Source organism: Corynebacterium sp. MSK012 (genome assembly GCF_030232435.1).
GTDB lineage: Bacteria > Actinomycetota > Actinomycetes > Mycobacteriales > Mycobacteriaceae > Corynebacterium > Corynebacterium jeikeium_D.
Map to the genome: position 1 here is coordinate 92,793 of NZ_JASPJU010000009.1, position 16,662 is coordinate 109,454.

Consider the following 16,662-nt stretch of genomic DNA (forward strand, 5'->3'; position numbering starts at 1 on the left):
CAGTCCGGGGGATTGTCTACAATCTGGACTCATGGCTAACTCCTCCTTCGTGCACCTCCACAATCACACCGAGTACTCCATGCTCGACGGTATGGCGAAGATCGATTTGCTTGCCGACGAGGTTGCGCGACAGGGAATGCCTGCGGTCGGTGTCACCGACCACGGCAATATGTTTGGCTCGAATGCGTTCTATCGGCAGATGAAGTCCAAGGGCATCAAGCCAATCATCGGCATTGAGGCATATATGGCGCCGGAGAGCCGTTTTAATAAAAAGCGCATTCAGTGGGGTGAACCGCATCAGCGTCGAGACGATGTCTCGGGTCGTGGCTCCTACTTGCACCAGACCATGTTGGCTGCGAATGCGCAGGGCCTGCGGAACCTGTTCTACCTGTCGTCGATGGCATCGTATGAGGGACAAATTAGTAAGTACCCGCGTATGGATGCCGAGTTGGTGGCAGAACGCGCCGAGGGCATTATCGCGACCACTGGGTGTCCGTCGGGTGATGTGCAGACGCGTCTGCGTCTGGGGCAGTTCGACGAGGCTCTGCAGGCCGCCGGGATGTGGCAGGACATCTACGGCAAGGAAAACTACTTCCTTGAACTGATGGATCACGGGCTGGATATTGAGACCCGCGTGCGCAGTGAGCTACTGGAGATTGGCCGGAAGCTGAACCTGCCGCCACTGGTTACGAATGACTGCCACTACGTCACCCGTGACCAGGCCAAGGCTCACGAGGCCATGCTCTGTGTGCAGACGGGCAAGACGCTCAATGACCCGGACCGTTTTAAGTTCGACGGTGACGGCTACTTTATTAAGTCCGCCGAAGAAATGCGCGCGACCTGGGATCACCTAGTCCCGGGTGCCTGCGATAACACGCTGCTCATCGCAGAGCGCGTCGAGGACTACGACGAGCTGTGGGAGGAGCACCCGCACGATCGCATGCCGAAGGCGGACGTTCCGGAAGGGGAGACGCCGACGACATGGCTGCATCACAACGTGATGGAGGGGCTGCGCAAGCGCTTTGAAGGGCGCGAGGTACCGGAGGAGTACATCCGGCGCGCGGAGTACGAAATTGAGGTGATTGACGGTAAGGGCTACCCGTCGTACTTCCTTATCGTGGCGGAGTTGATCCGCCATGCCCGTGAGGTGGGCATCAAGGTCGGTCCGGGGCGTGGTTCCGCTGCCGGTTCTTTGGTTGCATACGCGACGTGGATCACCAATATCGACCCGATTGAGCACGGTCTTCTCTTCGAGCGATTCCTGAACCCAGAGCGCCCGTCCGCGCCGGATATCGATATCGACTTCGATGACCGCCGCCGCGATGAAATGATTCGCTACGCCGCCGATCGCTGGGGCGAAGACAAGGTGGCGCAGGTGGTCACCTTCGGTACGGTGAAGACCAAGCAGGCTCTGAAGGACTCGGCGCGTGTGCAGTTCGGTCAGCCGGGTTACCAGATTGCAGACCGCATTACTAAGGCGCTGCCACCTGCGATTATGGCTAAGGACATTCCGCTGAGCGGCATCGTCGACCCGGAGCACCCACGCTACGGCGAGGCCGCCGAGGTTCGTCAGCTTATTGAAACCGACCCGGATGTGGCTCGAATTTACGAGACGGCTCGTGGTCTCGAGGGCGTCGTTAGGCAGACCGGCGTGCACGCCTGTGCCGTGGTGATGGCGTCGGTGCCACTCTTGGATCACATCCCGATGTGGAAGCGACAGGCTGACGGCGCGATTATCACTGGCTGGGACTATCCGGCGTGTGAGGCCATCGGTCTGTTGAAGATGGACTTCCTGGGTCTTCGAAACCTGACGGTTATCGGTGACTGTATTGAGCACATCAAGTCCAACCGAGGCGAGACAGTTCTGCTCGATGACCTTCAGACCGATGATCCGAAGGTCTATGAGCTGCTGTCGCGCGGTGACACCCTCGGTGTGTTCCAGCTCGATGGTGGCGGAATGCGTGAGCTGCTCAAACGCATGCAGCCAACGGGCTTCGACGACATCGTGGCATCGCTGGCGCTGTACCGTCCGGGGCCGATGGGTGTGAACGCGCACTTTGACTACGCGGATATTAAGAATGGTCGCAAGCCTTATAACGCCATCCACGCGGAACTGGATGAGCAGCTGAAAGAAATCCTGGAAGAAACACACGGCCTGATCGTGTACCAGGAGCAGATCATGAAGATCTCGCAGAAGCTGGCGAATTACACCGCGGGCCAAGCAGATGGTTTCCGTAAGGCCATGGGTAAGAAGAAGCCCGAGGTGCTGGCCAAGGAGTTCGTGAACTTCGAAGGCGGCATGTTGGAAAATGGTTTCTCTAAGGATGCTGTCCAGAAGCTGTGGGATATTATTCTGCCCTTCGCCTCGTACGCGTTTAACAAGTCTCACGCGGCGGGCTACGGCCTGGTGTCCTACTGGACCGCGTATCTGAAGGCCAACTACACCGCTGAGTACATGGCGGCGCTGTTGACCTCGGTGGCGGATGATAAGAACAAGCTGGCTATTTATCTGTCGGACTGTCGACACCTTGGCATTAAGGTGCTGCCGCCGGATGTCAATGAGTCGGGTATGGACTTCGAGCCGGTCGGTGAGGATATTCGCTTCGGCCTTGGCGCTATCCGCAACGTCGGCCATGATGTGGTCGCGTCGATTGTGAAGACGCGCGAGGAGAAGGGCAAGTTCACGTCGTTCTCGGACTACCTGGACAAGATTGAGACGCTGCCGTGTAACAAGCGCATCACCGAGTCGTTGATTAAGGCCGGCGCTTTCGACTCGCTGGGGCACCCACGAAAGGGCCTTGCGCTCATTCACGAAGAGGCCATTGACTCGGTGCTGTCGACCAAGAAGGCTGCAGACAAGGGACAGTTCGACCTGTTTGCGGGCTTCGGTGGGGAAGAGGACACCGGATCGGAGAGCATCTTTGAAATCCGTGTGCCGGATGAAAAGTGGGATCGCAAGCACGAGCTGACCCTGGAACGAGAAATGCTGGGCCTCTATGTCTCCGGTCATCCACTCGATGGGTTCGAAGAATCGCTGGCCGCGCAGACCGATACCGCTTTGACCACGGTCGTCGGTGGGGAAGTCGCTAACAACACCGAAATCACTATTGGTGGCATTGTCTCTAGCGTTGACCGTCGCGTGAATAAGAACGGCCAGCCCTGGGCGATTATCGGTATTGAGGACCACAACGGCGCGCGCGTGGAAGTTATGGCTTTTGCGAGAACCTACGCGATGATTGCCACCAGCATTGCTGAAGACGCCATCGTGCTTATTCGTGCCCGCGTTCAGTACCGCGATGACCGCATGAGTGTGGTCTGTGATGACCTGAAGCTGCCGGACCTTGGTCGCAATGGCTCCACTTCGGCGCCGCTGCGTCTGACCATGCGCACTGATCAGTGCACTCCGGAGATGATTGCCAAGCTGAAGTCAGTACTGCTGGACAACCCAGGCGACTCCGACGTTTACCTCAAGCTTGTCGACGGCGATTCCCACACCACTTTGGTTCTCGGCGAGCACTTGCGGGTCGACCGGGACGCCAGCTTGATTGGTGATCTGAAGGCGACGATTGGGGCCAGCATTTTGGGGTAGCTTATCGCGGCCCTGATTGTCGCAACCGGTTGTATGACCGAGTAGAGTCATAGCTCATGAGTGAGAATTCTGTGCCTGCTTCCCAGACCGAACGCCGACTTGTTCACGCGGCCGATATTCAGATTGCGCAGGCACGAATTTCTTCGGTTATTGCGGCCACTCCGCTGCAGTTCAGCCCACGTCTTTCCGAAATCACCGGTGCAAAGGTATTCCTCAAGCGGGAAGACCTCCAGGACGTGCGCTCGTACAAGATTCGCGGTGCCTACAACGCCATGGTTCAGGTTACCGACGAAGAGCGAGCAGCAGGCGTCGTTGCGGCATCTGCAGGAAACCACGCTCAAGGCGTGGCATATGCCTGCCGCCAGCTGGGTATTAAGGGGCGCATCTATGTGCCCAATGCCACGCCGAAGCAGAAGCGCGACCGTATCGCTTACCACGGCCGCGATGCCGTTGAGATTGTCGTTGTCGGGGACTCCTTCGATGAGGCCGCCGCTGCGGCGCGTGCTGACGCACAGCGCACTGGTGCCACCATGGTGGAGCCATTCGACTCCTTCAACACCATCGTCGGACAAGGCACTGTCGCAGCTGAAATTATTGCGCAGCTCTCCGGTCAGGGGTTGACTCTGGATACCATCTGCGTACCGGTCGGTGGCGGTGGTCTGCTCAGCGGTGTCACCTCTTACCTGTCGGATATGTCGCCGAACACCCAGGTCATGGGTGTGGAACCTGCGGGTGCGGCCTGCATGCGCGCAGCCCTGGAGAACAATGGCCCGATTACGCTGGGGCACACCGATCCGTTCGTCGATGGCGCCGCGGTGGCCCGTTTCGGTGACCTGCCATGGCACATCCTGGAGGCCAACCGCAACCGCGTTCATCCGATGATTGCGCCGGAGGGCGCGGTCTGTGAGGCGCAGCTGGATCTCTATCAGAACGAAGGGATCATCGCTGAGCCGGCCGGTGCGCTGTCTGTGGCAGCTCTGGAGCAGATGCAGTTTGAACCGGACGAGGTTGTTGTCTGCATCATCTCGGGCGGTAATAACGACGTGCTGCGCTATGCCGAGATCATGGAGCGCTCGCTGGTCTACCGCGGCCTCAAGCACTACTTCCTGGTCAACTTCCCGCAGAAGCCCGGCCAGCTGCGTATGTTCCTCAGCGATGTTCTCGGCCCGGATGACGACATCTCGCAGTTCGAGTACCTCAAGCGCAACAACCGCGAAACTGGCGCGGCTCTTGTCGGTATTGAGCTACGTCGTGCCTCTGACCTCGAGGAATTGCTGGCACGCATGGATGCCTCGCCGCTGAAGTGCCGCCGACTGGTACCCGGCACACCAGAGTATGACTTTTTGACCTAGACTTGCTGGGTCCAGCTGGGAAACCTCCGAGGAAGTCCTCCCAGCTTCGTTAATTAAATGAATCTTTTCGAGCAAGCTTTGTAGCGAAGGGGAGCGTCCACCCACTATGACTGGGGCAAGCAGTGTCGACCAGGGTGTCCGAGTGGAAAATACCGTGATTGTCGAAATGTGGCTGGCTGCCGCAGAGCAGGACCTGGCCACCCGGATTCCGGGTCTGCTGGAATCCGCCACACAGGCCAAAGTTGAGCCACTGTTTGTCTGGTCAGGGCTGGCGATGGACGAGGTTGAGCGTATCGACCGCTTCCTGGGAACGCTCCTGGCCCATCATCTGGTGGGTGGTACTGCTGCCGATATTGAAGCTGCGAAGAGTGTCGTTGACAATCACCCGCTGGTCACCCTTGCCTCGCTGGTAGGACGCGCCGCGCGTGTTGCGTCGGCAAGCGAAATGTGGCTGGACTGGCCAGCCGCTCTGCAGCTGGATCCAGACGCTGACACTACCGGCGCGCTCATCGAGCACCTCGCCGCCGCAGTGCCGACAATGCTGGCCAATGCTGGTTTGCCTAACGACGTCGACAGCAGCCAGGCCGACGCGGATCCGCTGCAGCGGGCAGCGCAGGTGCTTCTTCTGCACGCGGGTGTGCAGCTATCAGTGATGCCACTGATTATCGAGCGCTGTGAGGAGCTTGCGGGCGTATCGGAGCTATCCGACCCTTCATCAAATGACCTGGTACAGGCGCTGTCGAAGGTTCATCCGCTGCTCGAGGAGCTGCTGACCGAAATCGCAGAGGCGGAAGATGGTGTCTACCCACTGGCGCTGCGTCAGTTGGCCAGGACGGCACCTCGTCAGGCGCACAAGTTGTTTAAGGCAACCCTCGGCTATGCCATTGCCACCGCCGCTGATCCGGCCAACTGGGAGGCTCGGGAAGAACTCGGCCAGCTCGATGCGGGGCTGCCGCCTATTCTGGTGGCCGCTGCGCGTGAAGAGCTGCGTATGCGTCCGGCGGGTACTGCGAATCGTCGTGAAGCCGTGGGCGTGGTGGCAACGACCGGCCGCCCGCAGCTGTACTTCGATGAGCTGACGCAGACCGTTGGCGTACAGCTACCGACGCCGCTGGATCCGGCGGGACGGACCTGGCGTGTCACCTTCGGCGGCACGGTAGCAACGACGCCGGTGGTGGGCCTGCAGGATTCGCTGCCGCGTCCAGTGGTGACCATCGATGAGCCGGTGCGCGATGTGCTGGTGGAAATCGGCGATGAGAAGCACTGGCGAGTCCCCGCGATTAGCACTGAGGACCCGATTCTCATTTTCGGTGCCGACGGTCAGTCAGTCACAGACAAGGTCTCGCTACACTCGACGTCCGCTACGGTGGTCTACCCGGTTGATGCCACACTCGTTGACCCCGTCACAGGCGCTGAGGTGCCATTGCTATCGGACCCGCGCCCATTTAACTGGGAGCTGTGGCAAGTCGCTGAGATCGACCTTCGCGATGTTCATGCAGTTCAGGTTCGTCGGTCCGGGGCGGCTGGCGAGGTTCGCTCGGCATCACCGCAGCGGCAACCGCGAATGACCATGCCCCACGCACGTCTCGACGGCACGGTGTCTGCCTACGGCACCCCGGTTTACGCCGGTGGGCCGGTCGCTGTGTTCCCGCCGACGCTGTCCGGTAAGGACGAGTCCTGGCGCGCCATTGTCACCGATTTTGGTGGCTATGGTGCGTTTACCACGGATTCCGTCATGGTCTATGACCTCGAGGTGCCCGCCGCGGGTGGCGAGGTTGAGATCCTTACCGATGATGATTATCCGTGGGTCGGCGAGTTCGTGGTTCGCCTGGTCAATCCGCGTGGCCGCAGCTTCCAGAAGCACTTCGCCATTGCCGAGCAGGCAGACCTCACGATTACTTACAGCGGTGGTGGCGACGGCTTCCGCATCCCAACCATCGACGGGCTGAGCCCCGCCGACATCCGCGTTGTCTCGGGTGACAAGCCGCTTGACGCCGAGCCCGCTATCGTACGCCTCGGGGCAGACGAAGTCACAGGTACCGTCGAGCTTTCCACCGAAGAAGGCGCATGGCTGCAGTTGCAGGTCACGCCAGGCACGCTGCAGTTTGAGGTTCCGCTTGCCGACGAATCCGTCGCCCGCCGCACCACTACATTGGTCACCCGCCCGAAGCGTGTCGATGCCTTCGGCAAGATTGTCGTCAATGCCCCGGGCGAGTTGCGCCATGCGCATGTTGCAGTTTCCAGCGGTGAGCGCGACATCTGTCGTGTCCCCATCAAGCGTTTCGGCGATACTGGCTACGCGGAGTTCGGCAAGTTTGCCGACCGTATCTCCCTGCTGAAGGCCCTGCGCATCAGTTTGGACTGGACACGTGTGACGGGACGGAAGCGCCTGTCTGTACCACTGGTGGAGGCTTCCTCCCGCGATGCCATCCGCCAGATTGCCTTCAACGATGAAGCCACTGACATCATCGAGGTTGATGTCGCTGACGACGTTTCGCACTTGCCGATGACCCTGTGGCTCTGGGCCGCCGGTCAGCCGTGGCGCGAACCCGTCGCCCTGGAAGTCGTAGAGGGCGAATGCGAGCTTCCCGCCGAACTCCGCGGCCTTGGCCCATTTGTCGCGCAGGTGACTCTCGGTGTGGAAAAGGAACGCCACCCGCAGTGGCCGGCGGCCGGGTCGACCATTCTGAATCATGTCGATGATGCAGAGGCTATCGACCTCGATGGCGAGGACACCGATCCCGTTGCTCGCGCGCAGGAACTGTGGGGCGAGCTAAATCAGGATCAGCTCGCACGTTTGTGGACACTACTGGCGACCTTGCGGGCTGGTCGTGCAACCGACATGGTGCAGGCGAATCCGCTGCTGGCCGCACCTAGGTTGGGTGCGATCTTGTGTGCCGAACCACGCGCCGGTCTGGCAGCGTTGAACCGTTCAGTCATCGCGCTCGACGATCAGCCGGGTATGTTTATCGCCTCCGGACTCGTGCTGGGAGACTTCAGCGCTACTAAGCCAGTGCCGGGGCGTCGCCGTGTGCCGTGGCTCGGTGCATTGGCAGCATTGGCGGATCTCACTGATGAGAGCGTGGACCGTTCTCGTCAGCTGGATTACCTGCGCACAACTGGTGGCCAGGGACTGCTGGACATTGCTGCCAGCGGCCAGGACACCACCCTGGAGTCCGCTACTATCGACCAGAGCTCGGTGCAGATTACCTCGCTGCCGGAAGCACAGGCCAGCGCTATTCTGTCGCAGGTCTTTGATCCTTACCGCATGGTCCCGGGTCCGCTGACCGACGATGACGCTCGCTTCACCGCAATCTACGAAGTGGTACGCAATCGTGCTGAGATTGTGGAATCCGGTGTCATGACCCAGCTTGCCGCCGCCTCTCGGGTGTTGTTTAAGACGGTATCGAAGGCGTCTCCACGACTGCGCAAGGCGGTCAATGTGCGCTTCCACAAGCTCGACGGCATCGATGCGGATGATCCTTCGCTGCACTGGACTCTGGTGCCGGGAACGTCACTGCTTATTGCAGTGGCTGCCCGCGTATTGGCTCGTACTCAGGCTGAGAACTCTGATGCCAGTGTCGCCGCTGTCCGTGAGCTGATTCCGATGTGGGCTCAGCTGGCGGACCTGGTTCCGACGTTGGTGATGAGCGATATTCTCATCGCAGACGCGTTGGTGGCTCACGTCCTCCACGGTGATGTCACCGAGTTGCCGTGGCCAGCACCCGAGTCGGGTGCAGCGGATGAGGAAGAGTCCGACACCGAGGCTGAAAATCCGGCTGACTAGCTGAGCGAGACGACAGCGTAGCCCCACGCTGGAAGCGAGATTTCGGGACCGGCAGCTTCGTCATTGACGATGCTGGCTGCTGCGTCTTCAAAAGTGTGCAGCAGGTGGGCGGAACCGAACTCGGAATCCAGGCTGACGCTGGTTTCGGCGTCGGAGAAATTCGCCACCAAAGCGACAGTTTCAAAGGCATCCGAGTTTCGGGCACCCATTTCGCGCTCATCCTGGCTGCGCACAACGACGAGGCAACGATTGTCCTCGTCATACTCAGTCACCACAGATGCCGACCAGGGAGTGCGAAGCGACGGGTGGGACTTCCGCAGCGCGAAGAGATCGCGGTAGGCCGCCAGAATAGTGGCGTGCGAGCCCTCCGAGACCTCCTGCCAATTGAGCTTCGAGTGGTGGAAGGTCTCTGGATCCGATGGGTCGGATACCTCCTTCGGATCCCACCCGGCACGGGCAAACTCACGTAGGCGTCCCTCGCGCGTGAGCCGTTGCAGCTCCGGATCTTCATGGGAACAGAAGAAAGCAAACGGGGTAGAGGCGCCCCATTCCTCACCTTGGAAGAGCATCGGGGTGAAAGGACTGCAGGCGATAACTGCTGCCTTTAAAACCTGCTGCGCCGGAGTGAGGTTCATCGACGGACGGTCACCGACAGCGCGGTTTCCCGTTTGATCATGTGTGGTCGTGTACGTTACGAAAGCATGCATGGGCTGTACAGACAGGTCGAAGAGACGACCATGAGTGCGACCACGGAACGTCGACATTGTGCCCGTATGCCAGAAGCCAGTTTCCAAAGCACTAGCTAGCGCTTCCACCGACCCAAAGTCTGAGTAGTAGGCGTGGTCCTCGCCAGAGACCAGCGTGTGCAGTGCATGGTGGACGTCATCATCCCACTGAGCGTTGAGGCCAAAGCCACCTGCAGCGCGCGGGCGGACCAAACGCGGATCATTCTGGTCGGACTCTGCAATCAAAGAACGCGGAATACCAGTCTCGGCTGCGACAGTGTCTGCGACAACCTGCATCTGCTCCAGAATGTGGAATGCCCCCTCGTCATGCAGGGCATGGACCGCGTCCAGACGAAGACCGTCGACGTGGTAATCCACCAGCCATTGGCGCACTGCATCCAAAATATACGCACGCACCTCATCAGAGTTGTCGCCAGTGAGATTGGCAACCTCACCCCAACCCGTCGAACCACCAGCGGTGTAGGGGCCGAAAAATCCCACATAGTTGCCGTCTGGACCAAAGTGGTTAAAGACCACATCCAAGATGACAGCCAAACCCTTTCGGTGACACGTATCAATCAGCTTCTGTAGACCCCGCGGGCCACCGTAGCCCTCGTGCACGCTGTGCCAGGACACACCGTCATAGCCCCAATTACGGTCACCACCGAAAGGCTGCACTGGCATCAGCTCAATATGTGTTACCCCCAGCTCAATCAGATGGTCTAGATGTTCCACCAAACCTTCGAAATCACCAGAATCGCTGAAGGTGCCCACATGCAGCTCATAAATCAGACCTCCTGGCAGAATCCGGCCCGACCAGGCCGAGTCCTTCCACTTATAGGCACCCAGGTCAACGACCTCGGAGAAACCATGCGGACCATCCGGCTGCGACTGGGAACGCGGATCTGGCAGCGGTATTGTCCAGTCACCGACAGCAGGGGAGGAGCCGTCCCCCGATTCGTCGTCAGGCGCGCCGAATCCCGCATGTGCCCGCAGCGAAAATGCGTAGCGATCCCCCGGTGTACGAGCCACATCAGCTTCAAACCAACCAGAGTTGGCGCCGTAGCCATCGGTGGCGTCAGCGATTGGATGCATATCAAAAATCGCTGGCGCGTCAGGATTGCCCAACAGCAGACGGACTTCGGAAGCGTACGGGGCCCAGACTCGGTAGTTGCTCATGGGCACCATGGTAGGTCAGTCAGCGGATTGGCACAGGGGAACCGTTTTCGAACACCGCGTATTTGAGGTGAGTCCAAGGTGAAGTCGAGATAGTAGCGAGCGACGGTGATTGGGTGTGCACGAAGCCCATACGCAACAATGGACACTATGACCACCGAGCCATCCACTTCGACCGAAGCGACGCAGAAGCAGCGCGACATCGAGCTGATTGTCCCCGCCGGCGGTGACATCGTCACGAATGAAATCGAGATTAAGAAATCTCGCTTCATCACGTGGATCGCGCGTGCTGACGACGAAGACAGCGCCCGAGAGGTCATCAATTTGGCCAAGGCGGAGTACCCGGATGCTCGCCACCACTGCAGCGCATACATTCATGAGGTCGTCGGAGGGAATCGGGTGGAGCGATCCTCAGATGACGGTGAACCTGGCGGCACGGCAGGGCGCCCAATGCTCGATGTGCTCCAGGGCTCTGGAATGACGAATGTCACCGCCGTAGTGATCCGCTATTTTGGCGGCATCAAATTAGGCACGGGTGGGCTTGTGAGGGCCTATTCGGATTCGGTCTCAGAGTGTCTAGAAAAAGTCACGCGCATGCGGCGCGTGCAAAGAGCCTTGAGAGTAGTGAGTGTCTCCGCCGCAGATGCCGGTCGCATCGAAGCGGAATTGCGTGCTCGTGGTTATGAGATCGTGGAAACGCGGTGGGGCCAGAACGTGGAGTTTTCCATCGCGGTGACTGCCGATGGGATTGCCCAGCTTGACGGCGAAATGCAGGCGCTGACTAAGGGAGCTAGCGAGCCGTCTACGGACGGTGGCGAAATCTGGTGGGAGCTGCGCGCTTAACAGCCGCTAACCCTGGTTCGGGGATTCCTCGCCGTTGTGTGCGCCGCGATGGCGCTTGAGAATTTCCACCAGTTCGTCCTTATTTTCCGCAATCTTTTCTGGCCGACCGAAAACGCAGACTGCCGCGACAGTAGCACCGTCTTCCTCCACTGCGATAGAGACACCGTCAACGCCACCGCCTTCGGCAATACCCGGGGCAGCACAGACGCCGGTCTCTGCGATTTCCCCGGCCTGGCGGAGGAAATCATCCACATAGACCTGGTCTTCCGGCCGCGCGGAGTTCAGGTAGGACCACAGTTCGCGCTTTTCAAACCGACTCATCAAAACCCAACCTGCAGAGGTGCGCAACAGCGAGCGCGGCAGGAAGTTCTCCGTCAGGTACTGGTAGCGCATGGATTCACCGACGGTTTTGAGGTAGAAAAGCTTGCCACCAACCGGCAGTGCCAGCACGGTAATCAAGCCAGTTTCGTTGTGAATCGCCTCGAGCTCAGCCGTCGGAACGTTGACCATGCGACGACCGGCCATGACATTGAGCAGAAACGGCGCCATGCCGAGCGTGTAACGCTTGTTGGACTCGTCAAGGTAACCTGTCACAGTCAGACCGTTGACAAGGCCCTGCGTGGTACTGAGCGGATAGTTCAGCGTGTGGGCGATGTCAGTGAGGGTTAGACCTTCGTTAGAGCGCGCAACGAGTTCGAGGATCGCCGCAACGCGGTCGACCATGCGGTGGCGGGGGCGGACAGTTTCTGTCATAGGACTAACACTAGCAATCAACCTACGCCATTGTGTTAATTACCTACCCAAATAGGAATATCTAGCAGGTTTGCTATAGCTGTAGAAATTTTTCCCGAATTGTACGCCCTATCGACCTATGCGATGCGTCAGGGCGACCAGAACGCTCTAATATGTACTCCATGAGCTATCTTCAGCCCCAACCTCAGAACCCCATTGAGCTCCGTAAGAACGCGGTGCGAAAGTACTCCCGCAATGCCGTTGTGTGGGCAGGCAGCGGTGTCGTCGGCGGTGCAGTGCTCGGACTTCTAGCCGGAAGCATGTCCCTATTCCTCATCCTGGCAGTAGTCGGCCTGGTCGGTGGTTTTCTCAATTGGCAAAAGGTTCAGCGGATTGTGAACTACAAGGATCCGCAGTAAATGCCTGCTCAGCAGCAATTGTCTACCGAACCAGTGCGTATCGATGCCTGGATTTGGGCGGTCAGGTTGCTGAAAACTCGCTCATTGGCCGCAGATGCGTGCCGTGGCGGCCACGTCAAAGTCAACGGCGAAGCCGTGAAACCCTCAGTTCTGGTCGTCCCCGGGGACAGAGTGCGACTGTGGGCAAACCACCGCGAACACATTGTTGAGGTCACCAAGACGGTGAAGAAGCGGGTCGGAGCTCCGGTGGCCAGGCAGTGCTATATCGACCACTCTCCGCCACCGCCTCCGAAGGAGATTCTCGCATCGATGCCGACGCGCGACCGCGGTGCCGGGCGGCCTACGAAGCGCGATCGCCGTCAGCTCGATCGTCTTCGGGGACGTCGCTCATAGGCATCCCGGCCTCCGCTAGTTGCTGCAACCGTGCGCGCAAACGGGCTGGTCGACGCTTCGGGTTATGGCTGGTATCCGCAGTGGCCTTGATGTGCTTTTCACCGCGAGCCGCTAGTAATAGGTCATCGATAACACGCACATGACCTGGGTTAAAGCGGTACTTCATGGCCTTGCTTACCGCGCTGAGGCGCTGCGGATTAAGTAGCTCTCGCAGCTGCCCGACAGTGCGGATGCCATTGCGCTCCAGCAGTTCTTCTGCCCAGTCGTAATGCTCTGATTTCGATCGGGGCGCATCTGGAAGCAGCATCGTCAGCACGCCGGGTAGGGTTTCCTCAGTCACCACAATGTCATCGGCTGTGGTCTTTGCCGGAGCTGAGGGCTGTTTGCCCTCTCCCTGCGCGGAATCGTCCGGCGTGGATTCCTCCAGCACGGCAACGACTTGGTCGAACTGCTGATCCGCGAGCTCAATAAGGCCAGCGGCCAGCGCAAAAGCTCGATCAATCCGCGGGTCTGTCGCTCCCTCAGGGGCCTTATAGCGAATATCGTGCTCAAATTCCGCCCACGCATGCTGCAGCACAGTGCGCAGTTGCACCTCAAACTGCATATCCGCATATGGAGCTAGCTCTGACGGCGCCGCCGTCGACACCTTGCAGATCAAGTGCTGGGAGCCGTATCCCAACCGGCCGCTGATTCGTGTCTCCGCGGTTTTGTCAATCCTACGCAGCACAGTCAGCGAATCTCCCAGCGCATCCATGATCGCGGGAATCTCCGTCGAATGGTACGTGGTTACACGCACACCGATGATGTCGTGGATACCGTGCCACGGGTCAGGGTAGACGTAGTTGCCGTCCGCTTCACGACGCAGGGCCTTCTGCCGCAATGAGCGGAAAGACTTCACCCGCGCCGTGACATTGTCAAAGGCCAAACCGGCATCGGAGAGAATCTCTTTAATCGCATCGACAAAGTCCTGCGCGGCGGTGGGGTGCCGAGTTGCCCACGAGTCGTACTTCGACTGCAGTGCACGTGTAACCTCTCGATCCTCCGCCAACTGAGTCTTGCGGGTCTGGTCGCGGGAATCGTCGGGAAGCGAATCCTTCATTCGATTAGTCGTCATCGTCCTCGCGTACCAGCAGTGCTACTGGGAAGGAGCTGAACAGAGAAGCCACGGCGATGGTGCCGGACCAAGTATGGCCAGTGAAACGGTCGGTCCAGAATCCCTTGGGAAGTGTCACTGTAGTGTCGCCCCAACCGCCTTCGCGTTGCAGCCCCAGCGGACGGCGCGTCACCAGCGCGATAACATCTTCCGGCTCGCCCTTCGGTCCACGTGCTGCACCGACCAAATGACGCTCGCCGACACCCACGGCGAATACTGGCTGGTAGGCGCCGCCGACGAAGGACTCCGGGCGTTCCGCACGCAGCTTCACTCCGTGGTGAGTCACCATCAGCTTTGCGACGTCCGCATCGGCATCCGTAAAGTCCTCCGGCAGCTCAGCTGGGTGCTCTGGACTCTTAGTTACCGACGTGACCTCATCGCGAGCAACCTTATCCAGCGCCGCGACGCGCGCATCGTAGTCGACGAACCGGCGGTTGTCAGGATCAACCAGGGAGTCCTCTGTGAACTCCGTCCCCTGGTAGGTATCGGGGATGCCGGGGCCGACAAGCTGGAGGAGCTTGCGCGACAGTGACGTGGTCAGGGCAGCTGGCGCAATGGAGCGGACGAACTCTGTGATGGAGTCGGTCAGGGGGCCGTCGAGAAGCGCGTCAATCCAGCTGCGGATGCCGAGTTCGAACTCCTCGACCGGCTCCGTCCAGGAGGTGTGCACATCTGCCTCGCGGATGGCCTTAATGGCGTAGTCGTGGAGGCGTTCGCGCAGTTCATCGGTAATCACGCCGTCGGTCGGCCAGACTCCGATGATGTTCTGCAGCAGGAAGTAGCCGGTGGCATCGTCCGGGGCGGGGGTGATGGCCATCCAGTTGCGGACATTTTCAGCCCAGTCGCCGGAGACATCGGAGAGCTGGAGAATGCGGGCGCGGACATCTTCGCCGCGCTTGGTGTCGTGCGTGGACAGCGTGGTCATGGTTCGTGGCCAGAGGCGAGCACGTTCCGACTGCAACAGGTGGAACTCCGCCGCAGACATGCCGTAGCGACCGAGATCACCGCCGACTTCGTTTAGGCTGATCAGGCGGCAGGCACGGTAGAAGGTGGTGTCTTCGACACCCTTTGCCATGACCGCACCACAAACCTGAGCGAACCGCGTGGCGGCCTCACCACCGGCTACCAAACCTGCCGAAATGAGGTCGAGGGCAAAGACACGCGAGGGGAAACGCGCTGCCATTTCACCAATGACCGTGGAAGCCACTCGCGACAGGGAGACATAGTCCGAACGGTAGACAGGCATGGCAGCGACCAGCTTGCAGATGGTGTCGATAAGTACCTCATCGCTGACGCTGGTACCGCTGATAGACCAGTTATCGCGGCGCAGGGCACGTGCTAGACGACGGACTTCTGCAGCCAACTCGTGCGCTGCGACATCGTGTTTGAGAGCCTGCGCAGTTGCCTGCACGGCAGTTTTGTCCCAGGTTGAGCCGGACTGCTGCAGAGCCAACATACTCATGGCGTCTCGGGAGTCGCGGTTGACGAAGACATTGTCGAACTCACGCAGGGCGTCGTAACCCGTGGTGCCGTCAACCTGGAGCCTCGGATCCAGTGGCTCTTCGGCACCCAGAATCTTCTCGATAACCAGCCACTTGTCATCGCCGAGTAGACGGCGCAGCTCACTGAGGTATCCGAATGGGTTGCTGAGGCCATCCGGGTGGTCAATGCGGACACCGTCAATGATGTCCGCAGCTAGCAGCTCGCGGATGATGCGGTGTGTGTGCTCGAATACCACCGGGTTTTCCTGGCGGATGCCGGCCAGGCCGTTGACGCTGAAGAATCGACGGTAGCCAATGACCCCGTCCTTCCAGTACATCAGGCGATAGGCCTGGCGATCATGTACTTCCTGCGGGGTGCCGTCCTCGGTGCCGGGGCGCACCGGGAATGTGTTGTCGTAGTAACGCAGAAGTGGCTCGTCGCCAGAGGTGTCGAGCTCCAGCTTGTCGATATCCTCCGGGGATCCCAGAATCGGCAACCCCATCTTGCCGTTGGCACCGTTGTCCTCGTGCCAGTCGATATCGAAGTATGGCTCGAACTGAGAATCCTTGCCATAGGTCAGAACGTCCCACCACCAGGCATTGAGCTTGGGCTCCTCAACACCGAGGTGGTTCGGTACCAGGTCGATAATGATGCCCAGACCGGCCTTGTGCGCCACCTGCGCGAGCTTCTGCAGCTCTTCCATGCCGCCGAGCTCCGGGTTCACTGTCGTCGGATCGATGACATCGTAGCCATGGTTAGACTCCGGTACGGCGGTGAGGATAGGCGACAGATACAGGTGTGAAATTCCGAGGTCTGCCAAGTAGCCGACCTGTTCAGCCGCGTCAGCGAACGTGAAAGCGCGCCCGTTTGGGTCGGCCTTGGGGCCACGGAGTTGGAGACGGTAGGTGGACGTAATTGGTCGGCGACTCATGTTCCCCTTTATACCGCCCACCAGGAAAAGCTGCTGCCTGACCGCTGTGGCAGCAGCTAGCCCCAGAGTCTGCACCCGCC

10 protein-coding genes are annotated in these 16,662 nt (G+C 59.7%); 6 read left to right on the top strand and 4 right to left on the bottom strand.

Going from position 1 to position 16,662, the window contains the following annotated elements; genetic code table 11:
• The first annotated feature begins 31 nt into the window (after positions 1-31).
• The 3 genes from dnaE to QP977_RS07645 all read left to right on the top strand — a co-directional run bounded on the left by dnaE (position 32) and on the right by QP977_RS07645 (position 8,728).
• The gene (gene dnaE / locus QP977_RS07635; protein ID WP_016422978.1) at positions 32-3,589 is read left to right on the top strand and encodes a DNA polymerase III subunit alpha; all 3,558 of its coding nucleotides are present in this window, start codon (positions 32-34) and stop codon (positions 3,587-3,589) included.
• A 56-nt stretch (positions 3,590-3,645) separates the two neighbouring features.
• Complete coding sequence (ilvA, locus tag QP977_RS07640) at positions 3,646-4,941, top strand: threonine ammonia-lyase IlvA (protein ID WP_049190440.1); 1,296 nt, start codon at positions 3,646-3,648, stop codon at positions 4,939-4,941.
• A 106-nt stretch (positions 4,942-5,047) separates the two neighbouring features.
• Positions 5,048-8,728 carry a hypothetical protein gene (locus QP977_RS07645; RefSeq protein WP_070566026.1) on the top strand — a complete coding sequence of 1,227 codons (3,681 nt, stop codon included), beginning with the start codon at positions 5,048-5,050 and terminating at the stop codon, positions 8,726-8,728.
• On the opposite strand, the gene treZ is transcribed toward QP977_RS07645, so the two are convergent.
• Positions 8,725-10,641 (bottom strand): malto-oligosyltrehalose trehalohydrolase, encoded by a 1,917-nt coding sequence (gene treZ / locus QP977_RS07650; protein WP_070827221.1) that lies wholly within the window; start codon positions 10,639-10,641, stop codon positions 8,725-8,727. The two genes, QP977_RS07645 and treZ, sit on opposite strands and share 4 nt — an antisense overlap.
• A 129-nt stretch (positions 10,642-10,770) precedes the next feature.
• Between treZ and QP977_RS07655 the strand changes: the two genes are divergently transcribed.
• Positions 10,771-11,472 (top strand): YigZ family protein, encoded by a 702-nt coding sequence (locus QP977_RS07655; protein ID WP_370449640.1) that lies wholly within the window; start codon positions 10,771-10,773, stop codon positions 11,470-11,472.
• A gap of 6 nt (positions 11,473-11,478) precedes the next feature.
• Here the strand turns inward: QP977_RS07655 and QP977_RS07660 are convergent, their stop codons facing one another.
• Entirely contained in the window at positions 11,479-12,225 is a 747-nt protein-coding gene (locus QP977_RS07660; RefSeq protein WP_016422973.1) for a helix-turn-helix domain-containing protein, read from the bottom strand.
• Between the two features lie 152 nt (positions 12,226-12,377).
• Between QP977_RS07660 and QP977_RS07665 the strand changes: the two genes are divergently transcribed.
• Positions 12,378-12,623: a hypothetical protein gene (locus QP977_RS07665; protein ID WP_005510313.1), complete on the top strand. Its 246-nt coding sequence runs from the start codon at positions 12,378-12,380 to the stop codon at positions 12,621-12,623.
• The gene (locus QP977_RS07670; RefSeq protein WP_083304802.1) at positions 12,624-13,016 is read left to right on the top strand and encodes an RNA-binding S4 domain-containing protein; all 393 of its coding nucleotides are present in this window, start codon (positions 12,624-12,626) and stop codon (positions 13,014-13,016) included.
• Here the strand turns inward: QP977_RS07670 and QP977_RS07675 are convergent.
• Both QP977_RS07675 and treY read right to left on the bottom strand, forming a co-directional pair.
• Positions 12,964-14,130 (bottom strand): GTP pyrophosphokinase, encoded by a 1,167-nt coding sequence (locus QP977_RS07675; RefSeq protein WP_070827222.1) that lies wholly within the window; start codon positions 14,128-14,130, stop codon positions 12,964-12,966. The two genes, QP977_RS07670 and QP977_RS07675, sit on opposite strands and share 53 nt — an antisense overlap.
• Positions 14,120-16,582 (bottom strand): malto-oligosyltrehalose synthase, encoded by a 2,463-nt coding sequence (treY, locus tag QP977_RS07680; RefSeq protein ID WP_016422970.1) that lies wholly within the window; start codon positions 16,580-16,582, stop codon positions 14,120-14,122. The genes QP977_RS07675 and treY overlap by 11 nt, the downstream gene beginning before the upstream one ends.
• Between the last annotated feature and the right edge of the window lie 80 nt (positions 16,583-16,662).

What these genes read in the sequence shown, in the direction of transcription:
- dnaE (WP_016422978.1), top strand. Translation starts at nt 32, where the DNA reads ATGGCTAACTCCTCCTTCGTGCACCTCCACAATCACACCGAGTACTCC.
- ilvA (WP_049190440.1), top strand. Translation starts at nt 3,646, where the DNA reads ATGAGTGAGAATTCTGTGCCTGCTTCCCAGACCGAACGCCGACTTGTT.
- QP977_RS07645 (WP_070566026.1), top strand. Translation starts at nt 5,048, where the DNA reads ATGACTGGGGCAAGCAGTGTCGACCAGGGTGTCCGAGTGGAAAATACC.
- treZ (WP_070827221.1), bottom strand. Translation starts at nt 10,641, where the DNA reads ATGGTGCCCATGAGCAACTACCGAGTCTGGGCCCCGTACGCTTCCGAA.
- QP977_RS07655 (WP_370449640.1), top strand. Translation starts at nt 10,771, where the DNA reads ATGGACACTATGACCACCGAGCCATCCACTTCGACCGAAGCGACGCAG.
- QP977_RS07660 (WP_016422973.1), bottom strand. Translation starts at nt 12,225, where the DNA reads ATGACAGAAACTGTCCGCCCCCGCCACCGCATGGTCGACCGCGTTGCG.
- QP977_RS07665 (WP_005510313.1), top strand. Translation starts at nt 12,378, where the DNA reads ATGTACTCCATGAGCTATCTTCAGCCCCAACCTCAGAACCCCATTGAG.
- QP977_RS07670 (WP_083304802.1), top strand. Translation starts at nt 12,624, where the DNA reads ATGCCTGCTCAGCAGCAATTGTCTACCGAACCAGTGCGTATCGATGCC.
- QP977_RS07675 (WP_070827222.1), bottom strand. Translation starts at nt 14,130, where the DNA reads ATGACGACTAATCGAATGAAGGATTCGCTTCCCGACGATTCCCGCGAC.
- treY (WP_016422970.1), bottom strand. Translation starts at nt 16,582, where the DNA reads ATGAGTCGCCGACCAATTACGTCCACCTACCGTCTCCAACTCCGTGGC.